A 16,315-nucleotide genomic window follows, 5' to 3' on the forward strand; every position below is an offset into this window, starting at 1 on the left:
AAAATATTTTGCTGGCACTAACCCGCTGATAAAGATCTACTTTTCTATATATCCACTGATTATGCACAGCTTACAAACAGTTGATGTAGCTATGTAATGTAGCTACATTTTTTCATTATGTGTATAATGCAGGTGTCTGAATCGTAAAGATTTATCCTTATACAGAGTAAAGTAAAATTTATGAGAAATAACATATCTAAAACACTAGATATCTTAATTCTGGATCTCCAAGATCAAGGTTTAGAATTAAGCTATTTAAATCAGCTTTCAGAGCACGAGATTTATCGACTAGCTAATAAATACAAGCAGAATGAACCCCAAAAAATCTCATTCGAGGAGCAAGAACTAATCAATCAACAGTCCAAGCAAAAAGAAGCGCAGAGGAAACAGAGACAGTTAGAGCAGGAGGTCAAGGAAACCTCTAAATATCAACACTTAGGTGGTTTATACCGAATCAGCGCTTCTTTAGCTAAACAAGGACTTAAATAATGTTAGATAGAATTAACTTTTGTTCAGATCTCGTTTCTACAGCCATTAACGCCATTGAGACGAATGATCAAACCTCGGCACTTGCAAACCTTAATGCACTCAAGAATGTCATTAACGGCCTAAAGTTTGGTGATCAAGTCACAGCGAAAGCAATCAAGCAGGTCGCAAAGAACACTGGCCTTGATGACATTAAAGCGTTGGAAGCCTTGGTACTCACTGGTTGCACTACTTTTGGGCGTGGTCACGGCCTACAACAATCCACATTGGCAGACTTCTTACTTCGTGAAGCTAATATTGCTAAAAACGTAACCTTGCCGATCTTGGGGGTGAAGTAATATGAGCATCAACACAAGCCACCCTATTCGTATACGTAAAGAGCTGAATGAAATCATCATTGGGCTTGCTGAGCACTCCGATATGGAGTATCGAGATTTGGTTGCGTATCTGATAGCTGAAGGCTTAAACACTCTCAGATTACGGGCAAACCTGAACGAAGAAGGAGAAGTTATTGGCTAAGACTCCGCCCCATATCGAAGGCGAAGTTTTAGCGATGATTGCGGCAGGTTATTCACTTGCCGCTGTATCAAGCCAGTTCGGCCTTTCGTATCACACCGTCAGAGGCATTCAGAAGCGAGCAGGTATCAAATCCGGTGAAATTAAGAAGCAAGTTATCCTCAAATATCAAAATGCCCTGAAAGACTCCCTAGCTAGTGATTTCATAAGAGATAAGGCATCTGCCCTGCTTATGGATGATCTAGCTTTGTCGTCAAAGCTACGCAGTAAATTACATGTGCTTTTGGATGAGCTACCGGACTCACCAAGGGACACCAAAGAGGCGGTACTTATTGCGCGTTCCCTGTCTGCAATAGCCACCAGCTTAAAGCTTTCAAACGACACCCTAAGAGCAAGCTTTAAGTTAGGTGAAGAACCTGAGGTCAACGAAGATCTACCGGAGTTGATAGTAAGAGAAATGCTAGAGGTTGAAATTCTCGATGTAAAAGGGAAATTCACTACCGTAGAAGCTTCCTAATGTCGCCTTATCTGATGCCTCTCTTGAGAGGCAATTTTTTTATTAGAACATCACTGAGTTTATAAGAGCAAACCGCTATGAAATCTAACTTCGAAACCAATCACTCTAGCCTAGAAAGTGTGCAATTTTTGCCTGAGAAAAATGGTAATGAAAATACGATTTTGGATTTCGAAAATTTAACTTCGGAAAATACCCGTATCCCAGCTGTGTTGCGGGCTATAGAGTATGCAAAAGCAGCTGGAATGGACGATAGTCCAGTAGGTAGTAATATCCATTACTATAACTTACTAGATAGAGAGCAAGAGACAACAGAGCTAGAAGAACAACAATTAGATGATTGCTTAATACAGGATGAGGCTGAAGAGTTAGAAACTCCGAAAGCAGAAGTCAAAGGTAAGGGATCACATCTCAACAGCTATCACTACAAGCCCCTAGTTAGCATCGATAGAAAAGAGAAAAAAAGAGCACGAGAAACAAAGCTATGTCTTACCAATAGTGGCGAGATTAGATTTTTCTCTAGAGAACTAGAAAACGCATTCTTGGCGATGAAAGACCTCATTATTAAGCGAATCGTTACAGGTCGCTTAGTTTTAGCCACGGTATACTTTTCTCACAAAGCCAAGGCTAAGAATCTTTCAGCTCATGCTTACGGTAAGAAGTTGAGAGAAAGAGGGTGGGGACTGCCAACCATAATTGTTTTAGAACACGGGAAGGCCTCTAAAAAGCTCTCACACGCGCATATCATCACAATCAGCGAGGAGTCTGCCTCAAATCGATTTCCTGCGCTGAGAGAGCTTCTCAAGAAGGATGCTAACCATTATGACAGTGCTATTAAGATTCAAGATAGCTACATAACAAAGTTTCGGTATACAGATTTAACCGCTTTAGAGGAAGAACAGAGTGGGAATGTGATTCCTCCAATCGAGGAGCACAATTCTGAATATTGGATGAATACGTGGCGTCCTGAAGGCTCCAATTATATCCATAGAAGATTGCCTATAGACGTCGGCATTGCAGATTATTTGTCAAAGCAACTTACCGATGAGAACGATAACCAACGACTTAATTTCATTAACTTCGGAACTATGATTAGCGATAAAAAGAGAGAGCTAGTAAAGCTATCTAGAGAGTTCAGAAAGAAATATAAGATGTATTAGTTCAGACTAGATCTGACACATCATCTTGAAAAGATGAGAGTTACCCGTTTTGATAAAGGTGTCGAAACTTAATCAAAGCAAAAAGGTAACTCTCATGCTTCATACTAACAATCCCATCATTAAACACAAAGCTGGTTTACTCAATCTCGCTGAAGAATTGGGAAACGTGTCTAGAGCTTGTAAAGTCATGGGGCTTTCCCGTGATACTTTCTATCGCTATCAAGAGCTGGTTGAAAACGGCGGTGTTGAGTCGTTGATTAATCAGTCCAGAAGAACACCTAACCTCAAGAATCGTGTTGATGATGTAACTGAAAATGCCGTCTTAACACATGCTATCGCATTTCCTGCCCATGGGCAGTCTCGCTCTAGTAACGAGCTTCGAAAACAAGGGATATTTGTCTCCGCCAGTGGCGTGCGCTCCATTTGGTTACGGCATGGCTTAGAGAACTTCAAAAAGCGATTAAAAGCCCTCGAAGCCAAAGTCGAGCTAGAAGGGATAATCCTTTCGGATGAACAAGTTGCCGCCCTTGAGCGTAAGCAGCAAGACGATGAAGCATGTGGTGAAATTGAAACGCATCATCCAGGTTATCTCGGCTCACAAGATACCTTTTACGTTGGTAGTCTTAAGGGCGTAGGCAGGATTTATCAGCAAACCTTTGTCGATACTTACAGCAAAGTTGCTTTCGCGAAACTGTATACCACGAAAACCCCAATCACCTCGGCCGATTTACTCAACGACAGAGTATTACCGTTCTTTGAAACACAGGCGCTGCCCATGTTGCGCATTTTAACTGACAGAGGAACCGAATACTGTGGCAAAGTGGAACAGCACGACTATCAGCTGTATTTAGCAATTAACGATATAGAACACACTAAGACGAAGGCGCGACACCCGCAAACGAATGGGATCTGCGAACGGTTCCATAAAACTATTTTGAATGAGTTTTATCAGGTTACTTTCCGAAAAAAACTGTACGCTAACATGGAGGAACTACAAAAAGATCTGGACGAATGGCTGGCTTATTACAACAATGAACGAACCCATCAAGGTAAAATGTGCTGCGGCAGAACACCACTGGCCACATTAATAGATGGGAAACGGTTTTGGGCTGAAAAGAATTTAGCTCAAATCTAAGCTGACAGTAGCACCCTAAAAAATGGGTAACTGTCAGATCAGGTCTGAGCTAGTACATATAAGACCCCACCAGCTTCTAAAACCTCAAAGTCCTAGAAAAAACGCGTTTCCCTAAATCCACCCGTTTCATTGTTTTTGGGGTATTTTTTGAAAATTCACCCCAAAAGCACACCAGCTAAATACTCGTTTGCAAAATTCTGACTATCCGGTAGTCTGGTTTTAGTGTGCTACATTTTGTGTCTCAAACTGAGACACAAAAGATTGTAAAGCGCCTTTAACCCTTACCATTACTGAACAGATTCCGCTGCGAGGAGTCGGCTTATCGGCCAACTCATCAAATTCAGTAAAAAGCCCGTTTATCTAAATTAGGTAAACGGGCTTTTTATTTGCAGAGTAGTTTTATTTGCTGAGTGGTTAGCGGGTTTGATAGCAATAAAAGGGGACTCTTCCCTGTCTATCTGCCGCTATGGGCTTAATTATTCGGTGTTTGTTCTACAGCTGCCGATGAGTGTTTTTGTTCGCTCGCAAGCACTTGCGCAATATTGATAAGATTCTGAGCGAGTTCTTTCGCTTTATCCTCGGGGAATTTGGTCGCCAGTGAGGCTTGCAGTTTTTCCTGCAGGTTTGCTAATACGGCTTGCTTATCGATATCTGTGACTGTCTGTTTGAGGTTGGTGACTCCACTGGCGAGGGCCTGTAGTTCTGGGAACAACTGCGCGTTCTTTAACGGGGCTAAAAGTGCTACGTCCTTTAAATTTGCGTTGTCGACTTTATTGTCTAAGGTGAGGAGCAGATTATCGACTCTGTCGAAGGTCTGTTCACTGCGACTAATTAAAGGCGCGATGGCAGCGTCTTCTATGAGTCCGGTGAATTTATCGACGGTGGCGTATAACAATCCCGCGACGATAATCAGCGGCAGCATGATCCCCGTGAATAATCCCACCCAAAAGTTGTTCAGCCCAGCGGCGAAGTTTTTCATTTTAGTCCCTTATTCCCGTTAAACGCTTAAGTTACGCTATGCGCTTTGTCGATGGCTGACAAGCGTTTACTGCTAAAACTGCGTGCTCAGCGATAAAACGAGGCGCATATCCTAGGCGCGCTAAACCATGGATTAGAAGCTGCGCTTCACCAGAAAACGCCATTCCCAACTGTTGACCGAATCGCCCCCTGTGTAGGGCACTGATAGGTCAATATGGGCGACGTTGCCGTAACTGGAGCGAGAGGAATAAATCCGCGCGCCAATACCGACACTGGCAAGCGGGCCACTGACCTCGTTATTGGCCGCTAACGGACCGCCCGATGCTTGGCCGACATCGGCAAATACCGCCCAGCCGAGTTCGGCCAATTGGTATAGGTTGATATTGGGATAATTACGGATTTCGGCGGTGAGTAACCATTGGTTATCGCCCTGTTGATATTCGTTGGGATAACCGCGAACCCCAGTTTCATCGCCGAGCCCTTCGGTGAGATCGAGGTACGTGTTATTCGACACACTCCCAAGCTTTGCCATAAGCTATCCATTTAGGATTGATTTGATAGAAGTATTCAGCCTGAAGATTGGCTTGATAGGTATCTTTTTGGGTGGTGCCTAAGGTGCTGGTGGCGCCCATTTCGAGTAACCATAAATGCTCATCAAACTTATAACCGCGGGTAGTTTGCCATTTGAAGTGGTAGCCCACTGGGTTATTGTCGCCTATGTCATTGGTTTCGATACCCAATTGAATATAGTGGTGCCAACCTAAGTTAAAGTCCTCGTTATTACGAATAAGGTGCACATTATTGAGTACCTGAAAGTCGTCCTGAATAAACTCATAGGCGACCCAAGGATACATAAAGTCCCTGTCCTGCGGTAACTCGGAAGTGGGGTACACCTCTGAATTGGCAAACTCGTGCTTATCTTGGGTAAAACCGGTGATAAAACGCGATAAGTGTTCGTTATTCTTATTGATTAACCAGCCATATTGCAGATTGAGATAGTCGACAGTGTGTTCAAACTCGTTCACCTCGTGGCCGTTCTGGCGCAAGATATCGGTGCGGCTATCATCCAAAAACTCCGCCGAGTACATGGTCTCAGTATTCAATGAATAGAAGGGCTTGCTGATATACACATGCTTAGCTTGGCCGTCGCTATTATCGTAAAACTCGGCGGCGACAATACCGTGGTCGATAATGCTAATGGGCGCTTCGAAGGCAAACTTATAGCCAGTACGGGATTCATCCGATTGATATTTTAAACGGGTGCGTATGCCTGTACCGAAGAGGTTGTCTTCTTTCACGCCAAAGGAGTAACGGGTATCACCACCCGAGCTACTAAAGCTGGCAGTGGGGAGCAGTGACCAGTTATCCCAGGTCTCAATGACAACAGACTCATCATCTGGGTGGACGTCGGACTCAGGATCCTTCTCGCTGACATAGACTTTAGCATCGCGGATATAGGGTTCGGCGCGCAGTAAACGTTGTGACTCATCGAGGTCTTTTTGGGTAACAGTCTCGTTTTCACCAAAGGTCAGCCTATCTCGAACCACATATTCCTTGGTGTTGATATGCAGATAGTTTGCCCAACGGTGGATAAAAAATGCGTCGGGATCGGACTCATCGAAAATCGGGTTGCTCACCACGACAATCTTGCTGACCTTTTTAGGGGCTTCCTCGGGGGGCGTTTTAGGCAAAGCCTCATCCGCTCTAGCTAGGTTGACTAGACCACAGAGGCAACAAGGTAGAATCGATGCATACAGGGTAAACTTCTGCATAAAACCACTCCCGTAAACTGGATGGCGACAGCTTAAGGTTCTGCTGCGCTTCACAATTTAATAACACACGGGAAGTGGCCATTAGTCAAGGAAACATTTTAATAAGATTATGATTTTACTTAAGGTTGCTTTAAGAATCGGGCTGGAGTTAGCGCCAGCCCTGAGGGGAGATGTTACAGCGTACGTCTTGGTGGTACCACGACGTTGGCAAAAATCAGTCCGGCGATAAGCGACATAAAGATCAAAAAGATCTGCGACCCAATATGGGATTGGTTGAGCATGGTTTCGCCGGAGATCAGCGCGTTCAGCCCTATGTAGGTTTTACTGCCAGGCACTAAGATCACAATACCTTGCAGCAGTGCAATCGAGGCGGGCGCCTTCATCCAGCGGGCATAGAGATTGGAATACACTCCTACCGCCAAGGCACCGAAGAATATCCCCACCGAATCCCCAAAAAAGTGTCCGCCTAACATGGCGGAGAAGAATGCCACTATCCCCGCCAGAACGCCCCAAGGTGAATCTTGCATCCGTGCCTTAAAGATAAACACCAGTGCCATCGACAGAATAGGCACCGCTGACCAAATCGCCCAGCGCGGTAAGCCCTCTGGTTCGATATGAATGGCTTCACCGAAGAAGGCTTTACCAATTGCCATCCCCAGCACTGCGCCAAAGTACAGCTTAAACAACAACATACTAGCGTCCATAATCCGCGCTGTGCCCGAGATCAGGTCGCGTGCCGCCAGTTCTGCCAACCCTAAGGTTAAGGCTAAGCCGGGAATAAAGATGATGATGGAGGAGAGGATCACCACGGGAATATTAATATTGGGGTCAATGCGGGCAATGGCGCAGGCGGCAATGGCGCAAACAATCGTCGCGAAGGGCTCTAACACTTCTGCCATGCGCGTCGAGCGCTCGGCGCGGTACACAAAGCCATAGACTAGCAAACCTAACAAGCCTGACCAAAAGACATCGTTCCAACCCGTGCCCATCAACATGGCAAAGGCGGCCGCCGAGGTACCAAAGGAAAAACAGGTTAATGCTGGGCCGTAGGGGTTGGGTTTGTTGGCAATTTCCTCTAGCCTGTCTAAGGCTTCGGTGAGTGTGCGTTTACCCGAGGTGAGCTCATCTACCAGTTCATCGGTGCGGGCGAGGGAGCCTAAATCCAATTCGCCGGGCTTAACCCGCGCAACATGGTTATATTCTTGATCGGTATCGTGTTGTAATACGAAGGTCATCGAGGTCGGCGAGATTAAAAAATAACCTTCGATTCCGAGCGTCCGTGAGACGGTTTGCAAATGGGTTTCAAGACGGTAAGCGGGTGTGCCAAACTTATGTAAAGCCTTGCCTAGCTTAATGATAAATTTACGCTTTTCGAGAAACTGTTCGTTATCCAATCGGGCTATTCACTGTATAAAAAGTTGTAAGAGATCACGCGCGCATATTAACCTATCTTGTCGCTAAAAGGTTAATGGCTTTTAAGCTTAATACAAATAAATTGCTGAATTTTTGCGGTCTACACCGCGGTGATGTTAATCAAAAGGGAATCGCTATGCCGTTGATGGTAACAGGGTTTTACGCCAGCTTGACTGGGTTGTTGATAATCGCGCTGGCTTATCGAGTGGTGAAATTAAGACGAAGCCAAAAAATCGGTATCGGTGATGGCGGCAACAATGCCTTGACGCTGGCGGGCAGGGTACATGCGAATCTGATTGAGAATGCGCCCATCGTATTGATTTTAATGCTGGTGGCCGAGGCGGGTGGCTTAGCGCATTTCTATTTGCATTGTTTTGGTACCCTGTGGATTGTGGCGCGCTTGCTCCATGCGATAGGGTTAACTCAGGGTAAAGGCGGTTATCATTTCGGCCGTTTTTGGGGCGTGTTGCTCACTTGGTTAGTGACTATCAGCCTAGCCTTAGTCAACTTAGTGCATTTTGCCCAAAGTCTGTAATGGCTGAGATAGGGTAATGGCCGTCTAAGCCATATCCATAGCCACTTTAGGGGTATTGAGCACATTGGTGCAAATACCCCGAAAAACACCTCGGCTGCTGTTTTTTTAATCGCACTTATCCCTGTTTGCCTGCTATACTCCGCGTCCCTAAATCGGTGCGGACTGTTTTTGCCTGCACCTTTGTTTGACATTACGCTTTTGGGTCAAAATCGATGCAAGTTGAATCCACACTGTTTAGCCATCCCGAGTATTGGGCCGAGTCCTTCGGCACCGCGCCTTTCTTACCTATGTCTCGCAAGGAGATGGAGAAATTAGGCTGGGACAGCTGTGACATTATTATTGTCACTGGTGATGCCTATGTGGACCACCCAAGCTTTGGCATGGCGGTCATTGGCCGGATGTTAGAAGCCCAAGGCTACCGTGTCGGGATTATTTCTCAGCCCGATTGGTCGAGCAAAGATGCTTTTATGCAGCTTGGCCGCCCGAATCTGTTTTTTGGTGTCACCGCCGGCAACATGGATTCGATGATCAACCGTTACACCGCCGACCGTCGTATCCGCAGCGATGATGCTTATACTCCTGGCGATGTGGGCGGTAAGCGCCCAGACCGTGCCGTGACCGTTTATACCCAACGTTGTAAAGAAGCCTTTAAAGATGTGCCAGTGATCATTGGCGGCATCGAGGCGAGCCTGCGCCGTATCGCGCACTACGATTATTGGTCGGACAAAGTCCGTCGCAGCGTGATTTTCGATGCCAAGGCCGACATCTTGATGTACGGCAACGCCGAGCGTCCGCTGGCCGAAGTGGCGCGTCGTTTAGCGGCGGGTGAAGCCATTGGGGATATTCAGGATGTGCGCGGCACTGCCGTTATCCGTAAAGAGCCTATGCCCGAGTGGCGTGGGATGGATTCTCGCAAGATAGATCAACTGCATAAGATCGATCCGATCCCGAACCCCTATGGCGCCGACGATGTGGGCTGTGCCAATTTATCTGGCCCATCGGATGTTAAAATTTTCGATAACGATGCGCCAAAACCCATCAGTGTGCAGCCGCCACGCCCTAAGCCTTGGGATAAAACCTATGTGCTGCTGCCTGCCTTTGAAAAGGTCTCTGAGGACAAATACTTATACGCCCATGCCTCGCGGATTTTGCACCAAGAGCAAAACCCGGGTTGTGCGCGAGCGCTGTTCCAGCCCCATGGTGACCGTGGTGTGTGGGTGAACCCACCGGCTTGGCCGCTCAATACCGACGAGATGGATGCCGTGTTCGATTTACCCTATCAACGGGTGCCGCATCCTGCCTACGGTAAGGACAAAATCCCCGCCTATGACATGATCAAAACCTCGATCAACATCATGCGCGGTTGCTTTGGTGGCTGTTCATTCTGCTCGATTACCGAGCACGAAGGCCGGATTATCCAGAGCCGTTCGCAAGAATCGATTATTAAAGAAATCAAAGATATTCAGGATAAGGTTCCCGGTTTTACTGGGGTGATTTCCGACTTAGGCGGCCCCACCGCCAACATGTATCGCCTCGGCTGTACCAGCGAAAAAGCGGAGAAAACCTGTCGCCGTTTATCTTGTGTGTATCCATCGATTTGCGGCCATTTAGGCACAGATCATAAACATACTATCGACTTGTACCGCGCCGCTCGTGCCGTGCCCGGCATTAAGAAAATCTTGATTGCTTCGGGCGTGCGTTACGACTTAGCGATTGAAGATCCGGCCTATGTCAAAGAGTTGGTCCAGCACCATGTGGGCGGCTATTTGAAAATTGCCCCTGAGCATACCGAAGAAGGACCGCTCAGCAAGATGATGAAACCCGGCATGGGCGCCTACGATAAGTTTAAAGAGCTGTTCGACAAGTATTCTAAGGAAGCGGGTAAAGAACAGTTCCTGATCCCTTATTTTATTTCGGCGCATCCGGGCACGACCGACGAGGATATGCTCAACCTCGCGCTTTGGTTGAAGGAGCGTAAGTTTAAGCTCGACCAAGTGCAAAACTTCTATCCATCGCCAATGGCAAACGCGACGACCATTTATCACACTGAGTTGAACTCGCTGAAAAACGTCAAGCACACCAGTGAGGTGGTGCCCGTGCCGAAGAAGGGCCGCCAACGCCGCCTGCATAAGGCGCTGCTGCGTTACCATGATCCAGCGGGTTGGCCTATCATCCGCGAAGGCTTGATTGCCATGGGACGTGAAGATTTGATTGGTAATAGTCCGAATCACCTCGTTCCACCAGAGGGGCGCAACGAACGAGGCCCGAAATGGATGAAGGATGCTAACCAAGGGCAAAAAGCCCTGACACGCTTCTCGGGTAATCAGTTTGATGAGCGTAAAGGCAAAGGCGATGCCAAGGGCAAACCGAGCGCAAGCAAGCCTAAAGGACCCAAGTCTGGTGCGAATGCAGCGCAAAATCAGCAGCCTAAGAGCAGCCGTCCGGGGGCTAAGGCACCTTTTGGTCAGTCTGGCTTTAAGGGAAAATCTGAGCAGGGTAAAGCTGGGCACCAAGGCCGCGGAAATAAGGCCTCTTCAGGCCGTCAGCACGCTAAGTAACGGCGAAAAAAAAGCCACTCCAGTAAACCGATTTGGAGTGGCGCAGAGATGATGGTAAACCAGCGGTACCATCCAGTGAGTGTGTAGCGAGCGTTTGTAGACGGAACGTGCGCCGCACCTCAGTCTCAAATGGGCCCACGGATATGAGGAACGTGAGCCACTATCCCTCAATGTACGGGAGAGCCTGATGAAGACTTTCCATTCCTAAAAGAAGTAGTTAATCCCTACCGCAAAGCCATTATCTTCCTGCGCTTCGAGTGCTGGATCATCCATGTCGCTGAAATCTAACTTCATTTCGGCAAACATCACAGTGTCATTACTGTAACGGTAGTGCAGGCCAAGCATGGCGAATTGGCGGGTCCATTTGCCTTGGATGGGCGTGCTCGCATCTGTATCTAAGTCCAAATAGCTGAGGACAATCATGGGCACAAAGCCATTATCGAATTGGTAGGCCGTCATCAACTCGGCACCAGTGGCATCGTAGAGGTCGCCGCCGACCAGCTCATTGTTCTTACTCTGATGGGCGTTAAAGCCGACGTAGAGACCACTGGCTTCGCGGTTATCGGCATAGTGGTAATAGTCACCATACATGGCGCCGATACCGACGATTTCGTTGGTTTCATCGACTTGCGTATTACCTAGGTGGCCTTCAAAGTCGCCACGGTTAAAGCCAGCGAGCAGTTTAAATTTGTCGGTGAGTGAGTAGGTCAGGCTGGCACCGTAACTGCTGTCGAAATCGAGTTCAGAGTTAGCCATTTCGCTGCCGTCATCGTTTTTTAAGGTGACATTACCGTTGGTTTTGGCGGCGTATTGTAGGGCAATTTGCACTGGGCCAAAGCTATTACGATAGATAAACGCGGAGTCGGCGCGGCCTGTTCCGGTTAACCCGCCATCGCTAAAGGCGTAGGCGCCGACGCTATATCCGGCGAAGACGTTCGGTAAATCCGTGGTGCCTGCGACATCATAGTAAGCGCCCCATTGCTTACCAAAGCTGAGGCTACCCCATTCATCGTGTGACATACCGACATAACCTAAACGGTTGTAGAGGAAGTCTTCGGTTTTTTCGGCGGCCAGTTTGCCACCTTGCATCACTAAACTGTCATCGCTGGACACCATGTTGATGCCCCATTCCGTGGTGGCAAAGGCGGTCCAGCCGTTTCTCTCGCTGCGTTCAAAGCTAAATCGTACACGGGAGGAGTCATCAATTACTGAGGTATCGTGGCTGTCGTTAAGTGCCGCGAAGCCTAACCAACCACTTAAATCTAATGAGTTTTTTTGATCGTTATAGAGTTCAACCGCTTGGCTGCTGGTGGCGGCCAACAGCATAGGTAGCATTAACGCGATGCATGTTTTTTTCATAGTTCCACCGAAATTAGGCAAGTTTTGTCTGGGGACCTTAGGCACTGTGGCTTAAGGTCCCTGAAGACGGATTGGTTTTATGTTTCTTATCTAGTAATGGGTGAGAATCGCTGGGGAGACGTGCTCACGCCGCTTTGATCTCAGCTGTTGGTGTTTTATTAGAAATCACCCCGTAGATGGTCCAACCGAAGAAGGTCGCGATAGCGCCTAACATCACGGCGGTTTCACCAGAGCTATAGAGGGCGTAGAAGCTATACAGGGCGCCGATAACCGCAATCACGTTGGCGACACGGGCCTTGTTCGCTGGTACTTTGAGTTGTTTTTGCATCACGCCTAGGGCTGCCATCGACAGGATGTAAGGCACAATGTTAGTCACCACGGCGAGGTTCACTAGGGCTTCAAACTGTTTGCTCAGTGATGGACTGATGGTCATCAGAGACAGCAGGGTTTGAATCGAAACGATGATGGTCATCCCCCAAATTGGTGCATCGGCTTTGCTGACTTTAGCGAACACTTTAGGGAAGAAACCTTCATCGGCAGAGGCTTTAAACACTTGCGCGATAGTAAACTGCCAACCCAGCAGTGAGCCGGTACAGGAGATAATGGCGCAGGCCATGACGATTTTACCGACCACAGGGCTAAACATTTGCGCAAAGGCTAAACCGAATGGGGCGTTTGAGCTGGCAAGCTCGGCGTTGGGTACAATACCGGCAATCACGTTGGTTGAAACAATATAGATAAGTGCTGCACCTAAGGTTCCGCCCATTACGGCGATAGGTACGTTTTTCTCTGGATTATCAACAGCCTCTGAGTTAGCGCAAGCCGATTCTAAGCCAAGGAATGCCCATAAAGTCATCGCGATTGAACCGCCTAAGGCTTTGAAGAAAGGCATATCATGTGGGTTCCAAGCGCCTTTGTAGAGGTCGATGTCGAACCAGAACCAACCGATTAATGACACACCAATTACAGGCAGAATAATCCCCCACACGGTCACACTACTCACGCGACCCGTAATGCGGGCGCCACCAAAGTTAGCCACTGTTGCTAACCAAAGCACGCCAATGGTGGCAAGACATATAGCCATTGGGCTTAAGTTTACTTCGAGCAGCACCGCGGCATAACCCACGGCGGAGATAGCGATGGCGACGTTGGCGATAAGTAGCGAAACCGCATAGGTGTAGTTCGCCATAAAGTTACCGCTGCGGCCAAAGGCATATTCGGCGTAACCGCCCATACCACCGGATTTTTTACTGAACATACCGCACTTAGCAAATGCAAAGGCCAGCGCGGTTGAGCCAGCAGCGGTAACAAGCCAAGAAAGCACAGAGATAGTACCGACTTGCGCTAATTGGGTGGGCAACATAATAATACCTGAGCCCATCATATTGACTATGGTAATAATCGTTAATTGGATAACGCCAATTTTATTTGCTGATTTACTCATAATAATGACCTAATAATATAATTCATTATAGAAGGTTGAAATTGACTGCAGAGCGGGGTTAATTAACTCTGCAGTCTGATTTCAATTATTTATTTAATACATAACCTAGGGCTTGGATTTTTCCTTCAGGGGTGCTTTCGAGGTAAACACCTTGTAATTCAGGGGAGAATCCGGGTAATAAGTTGATGCCTTCTTCAAGGGCTAAGAAATAACGTTGTACTGCGCCACCCCATATTTCACCTGGCACCATACATAACACCCCTGGTGGATATGGCAGGGCGCCTTCTGCGGCAATTCGACCTTCGATTTGCGACAGTGGCACTAATTCGACATTGCCACGAATAAATTCAAGATTGGCCTCCTGCGGGTCCATCACCTTGGTTGGGAAATGCGCCTGACGGAACATTTCTTTTTGCAGTTGTTTTACGTCATGGCTGACATAAAGGTTGTGCATTTCTTGGCAGAGTTGACGAATGGTATAGTCTTTATAACGGGCTTTATTGGCGTTATAGACGTTAGGCAATACTTCCGATAATGGCGCATCTTCATCGACTAATTTCTCAAAGCGAGATATTTGCGACACTAAGTGTTGCATCTTTGCCATATCTTCCGCAGGCGTCATCAGGAATAAAATCGAATTTAAGTCGCACTTCTCTGGAATAATATTATTTTCACGTAAGAAGTTAGCCAGAATAGTTGCTGGAATACCAAACTCAGTATATTTACCGGTTTCGGCATCGATACCAGGCGTGGTTAATAGGAACTTACAAGGGTCTACAAAATATTGGCCTTTTTCGTAACCGTCGAAGGAGTGCCATTTTTGTCCGGGTTCAAACTCGAAGAAACGTAAATCATCGGCCATTTGTTCGGTTGGATAATCCTGCCATGGGCGTCCCTCGATCATGCTTGGGATAAATGGCTTGATATATTTACATTTTTTGAGCAGTAACTTGCGAGCTTCAATACCGGCTTTAACCGCCTCACGCCACAGATAACGGCCGCTGGCGCCTTCGTGCATTTTAGCGTTCACATCCAATGCGGCAAACAGCGGATAGAAGGGGCTGGTAGAGGCGTGCATCATAAAGGCGTTGTTGAAGCGTTTATGGTTGCAGTATCTGGCTTGGCCTTTGATATGTGAGTCTTTTTTGTGAATTTGCGAGGTTTGTGAGAAGCCAGCCTGCTGTTTGTGCACTGACTGAGTCACGATAATACCGGGATCTTCAGGCGTCAGTTCGAGCAGCAGAGGTGAGCAGTCATTCATCATAGGAATAAATTGCTCATAGCCAACCCAAGCTGAGTCAAACAGGATGTAATCACATAGATGTCCAATACGATCAACTACTTGGCGAGCGTTGTAGATAGTGCCATCGTAGGTACCCAGCTGGATAATGGCTAAACGGAATGGACGTTGTTCATCGGCACGCTCAGGCGCAACCGCGCGGATCTGCTCCCTTAAATAAGACTCTTGGAAACAGTGGGCGTCAATACCGCCAATAAAGCCGAAGGGGTTACGGGCGGTTTCTAAATAAATCGGTGTCGCACCAGCTTGAATTAACGCGCCATGGTGGTTGGATTTATGGTTGTTACGGTCGAATAATACCAAGTCACCCTTCGCCAGCAGTGCGTTGGTCGCTACTTTATTTGAAGAAGAAGTTCCGTTAAGCACAAAGTAGGTTTTATCGGCGTTAAAGACCTTAGCCGCGTATTTTTGTGCATCCAGTGGCGCGCCTTCATGGATTAACAGATCGCCGAGTTTAACGTCCGCATTACACATATCGGAGCGGAAAATGGTTTCGCCAAAGAAATCGAAAAATTGGCGACCCACAGGATGTTTACGGAAGAATTGACCGCCCTGATGGCCTGGGCAGGCGAAGGTGGAGTTGCCCATTTCCACGTATTTTTTCAGTGTGCCAAAGAACGGCGGTAATAGGGCTTGCTCATATTTTTGGACGGCGGTTTCGACCTGTTTGCCATAGAAATCGGTATTGCTACCGCAGAGCTCAAATACCCCGGTAATAGAAGAGCAAATATCATCTGGGAAGGTTTCTTCACAACAAACTGATACGAAAATAGGCAGTTTCAATCCGGTATTTTTAATTTTCTCAACAATACCATTTCTAACATCATCAACAGAGACTACAGCCGCACCCACATCGCAAAAATCTGTGGTTAATACATTGACGACTTCTCTGTCTATTTCAAAACATGATCTAACAGATAAGCTGGCGGCAACTTTTAATGATTTCATCGTTAATTTCCCTTTTACTTTAAAAAGTTTTGGATACAACTTGGCCTATACCTAATTAAAAAATATTAATGGCATTAAATTAGATATGGCTATTCCGTGTGCAGATATGATGAGGCTATAAATCGTCCTAGAATAAAATAGATAGATTTATTCCGAGAGAATTATTTGGCCGCAGCTTGGCTGCACTGACTAAAGAA

At 47.0% G+C, this 16,315-nt stretch carries 13 protein-coding genes and 1 pseudogene; 8 read left to right on the plus strand and 6 right to left on the minus strand.

Going from position 1 to position 16,315, the window contains the following annotated elements; all coding sequences use genetic code 11:
• Nucleotides 1-180 precede the first annotated feature (180 nt).
• From ACUZ8J_RS01685 to ACUZ8J_RS01710, 6 genes are all read left to right on the plus strand, one after another.
• On the plus strand, nucleotides 181-489 hold the full coding sequence (locus tag ACUZ8J_RS01685) for a hypothetical protein (RefSeq protein WP_249553563.1): 309 nt from the start codon (nucleotides 181-183) through the stop codon (nucleotides 487-489).
• Complete coding sequence (locus ACUZ8J_RS01690; RefSeq protein ID WP_279774942.1) at nucleotides 489-824, plus strand: hypothetical protein; 336 nt, start codon at nucleotides 489-491, stop codon at nucleotides 822-824. Before ACUZ8J_RS01685 ends, ACUZ8J_RS01690 begins: the two co-directional genes overlap by 1 nt.
• Nucleotide 825: 1 nt before the next feature.
• The gene (locus ACUZ8J_RS01695; protein WP_041416821.1) at nucleotides 826-1,005 is read left to right on the plus strand and encodes a hypothetical protein; all 180 of its coding nucleotides are present in this window, start codon (nucleotides 826-828) and stop codon (nucleotides 1,003-1,005) included.
• Nucleotides 998-1,519 (plus strand): helix-turn-helix domain-containing protein, encoded by a 522-nt coding sequence (locus tag ACUZ8J_RS01700; RefSeq protein ID WP_169548301.1) that lies wholly within the window; start codon nucleotides 998-1,000, stop codon nucleotides 1,517-1,519. The genes ACUZ8J_RS01695 and ACUZ8J_RS01700 overlap by 8 nt, the downstream gene beginning before the upstream one ends.
• Before the next feature lie 77 nt (nucleotides 1,520-1,596).
• Nucleotides 1,597-2,676, plus strand: coding sequence for a hypothetical protein (locus ACUZ8J_RS01705; protein WP_446692881.1), 1,080 nt, complete (start codon nucleotides 1,597-1,599; stop codon nucleotides 2,674-2,676).
• Nucleotides 2,677-2,770: 94 nt separating this feature from the next.
• On the plus strand, nucleotides 2,771-3,811 hold the full coding sequence (locus tag ACUZ8J_RS01710; protein WP_011625997.1) for an IS481-like element ISShes15 family transposase: 1,041 nt from the start codon (nucleotides 2,771-2,773) through the stop codon (nucleotides 3,809-3,811).
• 472 nt (nucleotides 3,812-4,283) lie between these two features.
• Here the strand turns inward: ACUZ8J_RS01710 and ACUZ8J_RS01715 are convergent, their stop codons facing one another.
• The 3 genes and pseudogenes from ACUZ8J_RS01715 to ACUZ8J_RS01725 all read right to left on the minus strand — a co-directional run bounded on the left by ACUZ8J_RS01715 (nucleotide 4,284) and on the right by ACUZ8J_RS01725 (nucleotide 7,955).
• Nucleotides 4,284-4,790 (minus strand): hypothetical protein, encoded by a 507-nt coding sequence (locus ACUZ8J_RS01715; RefSeq protein ID WP_446692882.1) that lies wholly within the window; start codon nucleotides 4,788-4,790, stop codon nucleotides 4,284-4,286.
• Between the two features lie 132 nt (nucleotides 4,791-4,922).
• A pseudogene (locus ACUZ8J_RS01720) lies at nucleotides 4,923-6,561 on the minus strand (ShlB/FhaC/HecB family hemolysin secretion/activation protein).
• A 173-nt stretch (nucleotides 6,562-6,734) separates the two neighbouring features.
• On the minus strand, nucleotides 6,735-7,955 hold the full coding sequence (locus ACUZ8J_RS01725) for a threonine/serine ThrE exporter family protein (protein ID WP_011624395.1): 1,221 nt from the start codon (nucleotides 7,953-7,955) through the stop codon (nucleotides 6,735-6,737).
• 155 nt (nucleotides 7,956-8,110) lie between these two features.
• Here ACUZ8J_RS01725 and ACUZ8J_RS01730 point away from each other — a divergent pair, with 155 nt between their 5' ends.
• Both ACUZ8J_RS01730 and ACUZ8J_RS01735 read left to right on the plus strand, forming a co-directional pair.
• On the plus strand, nucleotides 8,111-8,509 hold the full coding sequence (locus ACUZ8J_RS01730) for an MAPEG family protein (RefSeq protein ID WP_249556405.1): 399 nt from the start codon (nucleotides 8,111-8,113) through the stop codon (nucleotides 8,507-8,509).
• Between the two features lie 212 nt (nucleotides 8,510-8,721).
• Nucleotides 8,722-11,067: a YgiQ family radical SAM protein gene (locus ACUZ8J_RS01735; protein ID WP_446692883.1), complete on the plus strand. Its 2,346-nt coding sequence runs from the start codon at nucleotides 8,722-8,724 to the stop codon at nucleotides 11,065-11,067.
• Between the two features lie 204 nt (nucleotides 11,068-11,271).
• Here the strand turns inward: ACUZ8J_RS01735 and ACUZ8J_RS01740 are convergent, their stop codons facing one another.
• From ACUZ8J_RS01740 to speF, 3 genes are all read right to left on the minus strand, one after another.
• Nucleotides 11,272-12,426 carry a porin gene (locus ACUZ8J_RS01740; RefSeq protein WP_039977503.1) on the minus strand — a complete coding sequence of 385 codons (1,155 nt, stop codon included), beginning with the start codon at nucleotides 12,424-12,426 and terminating at the stop codon, nucleotides 11,272-11,274.
• Between the two features lie 124 nt (nucleotides 12,427-12,550).
• Nucleotides 12,551-13,870, minus strand: a complete 1,320-nt coding sequence (potE, locus tag ACUZ8J_RS01745; protein WP_446692884.1) for a putrescine-ornithine antiporter — start codon at nucleotides 13,868-13,870, stop codon at nucleotides 12,551-12,553.
• Nucleotides 13,871-13,955: 85 nt separating this feature from the next.
• On the minus strand, nucleotides 13,956-16,118 hold the full coding sequence (gene speF, locus ACUZ8J_RS01750) for an ornithine decarboxylase SpeF (protein ID WP_446692885.1): 2,163 nt from the start codon (nucleotides 16,116-16,118) through the stop codon (nucleotides 13,956-13,958).
• Nucleotides 16,119-16,315: the final 197 nt, after the last annotated feature.

It is taken from the genome of Shewanella sp. Koi 1, from assembly GCF_052907445.1.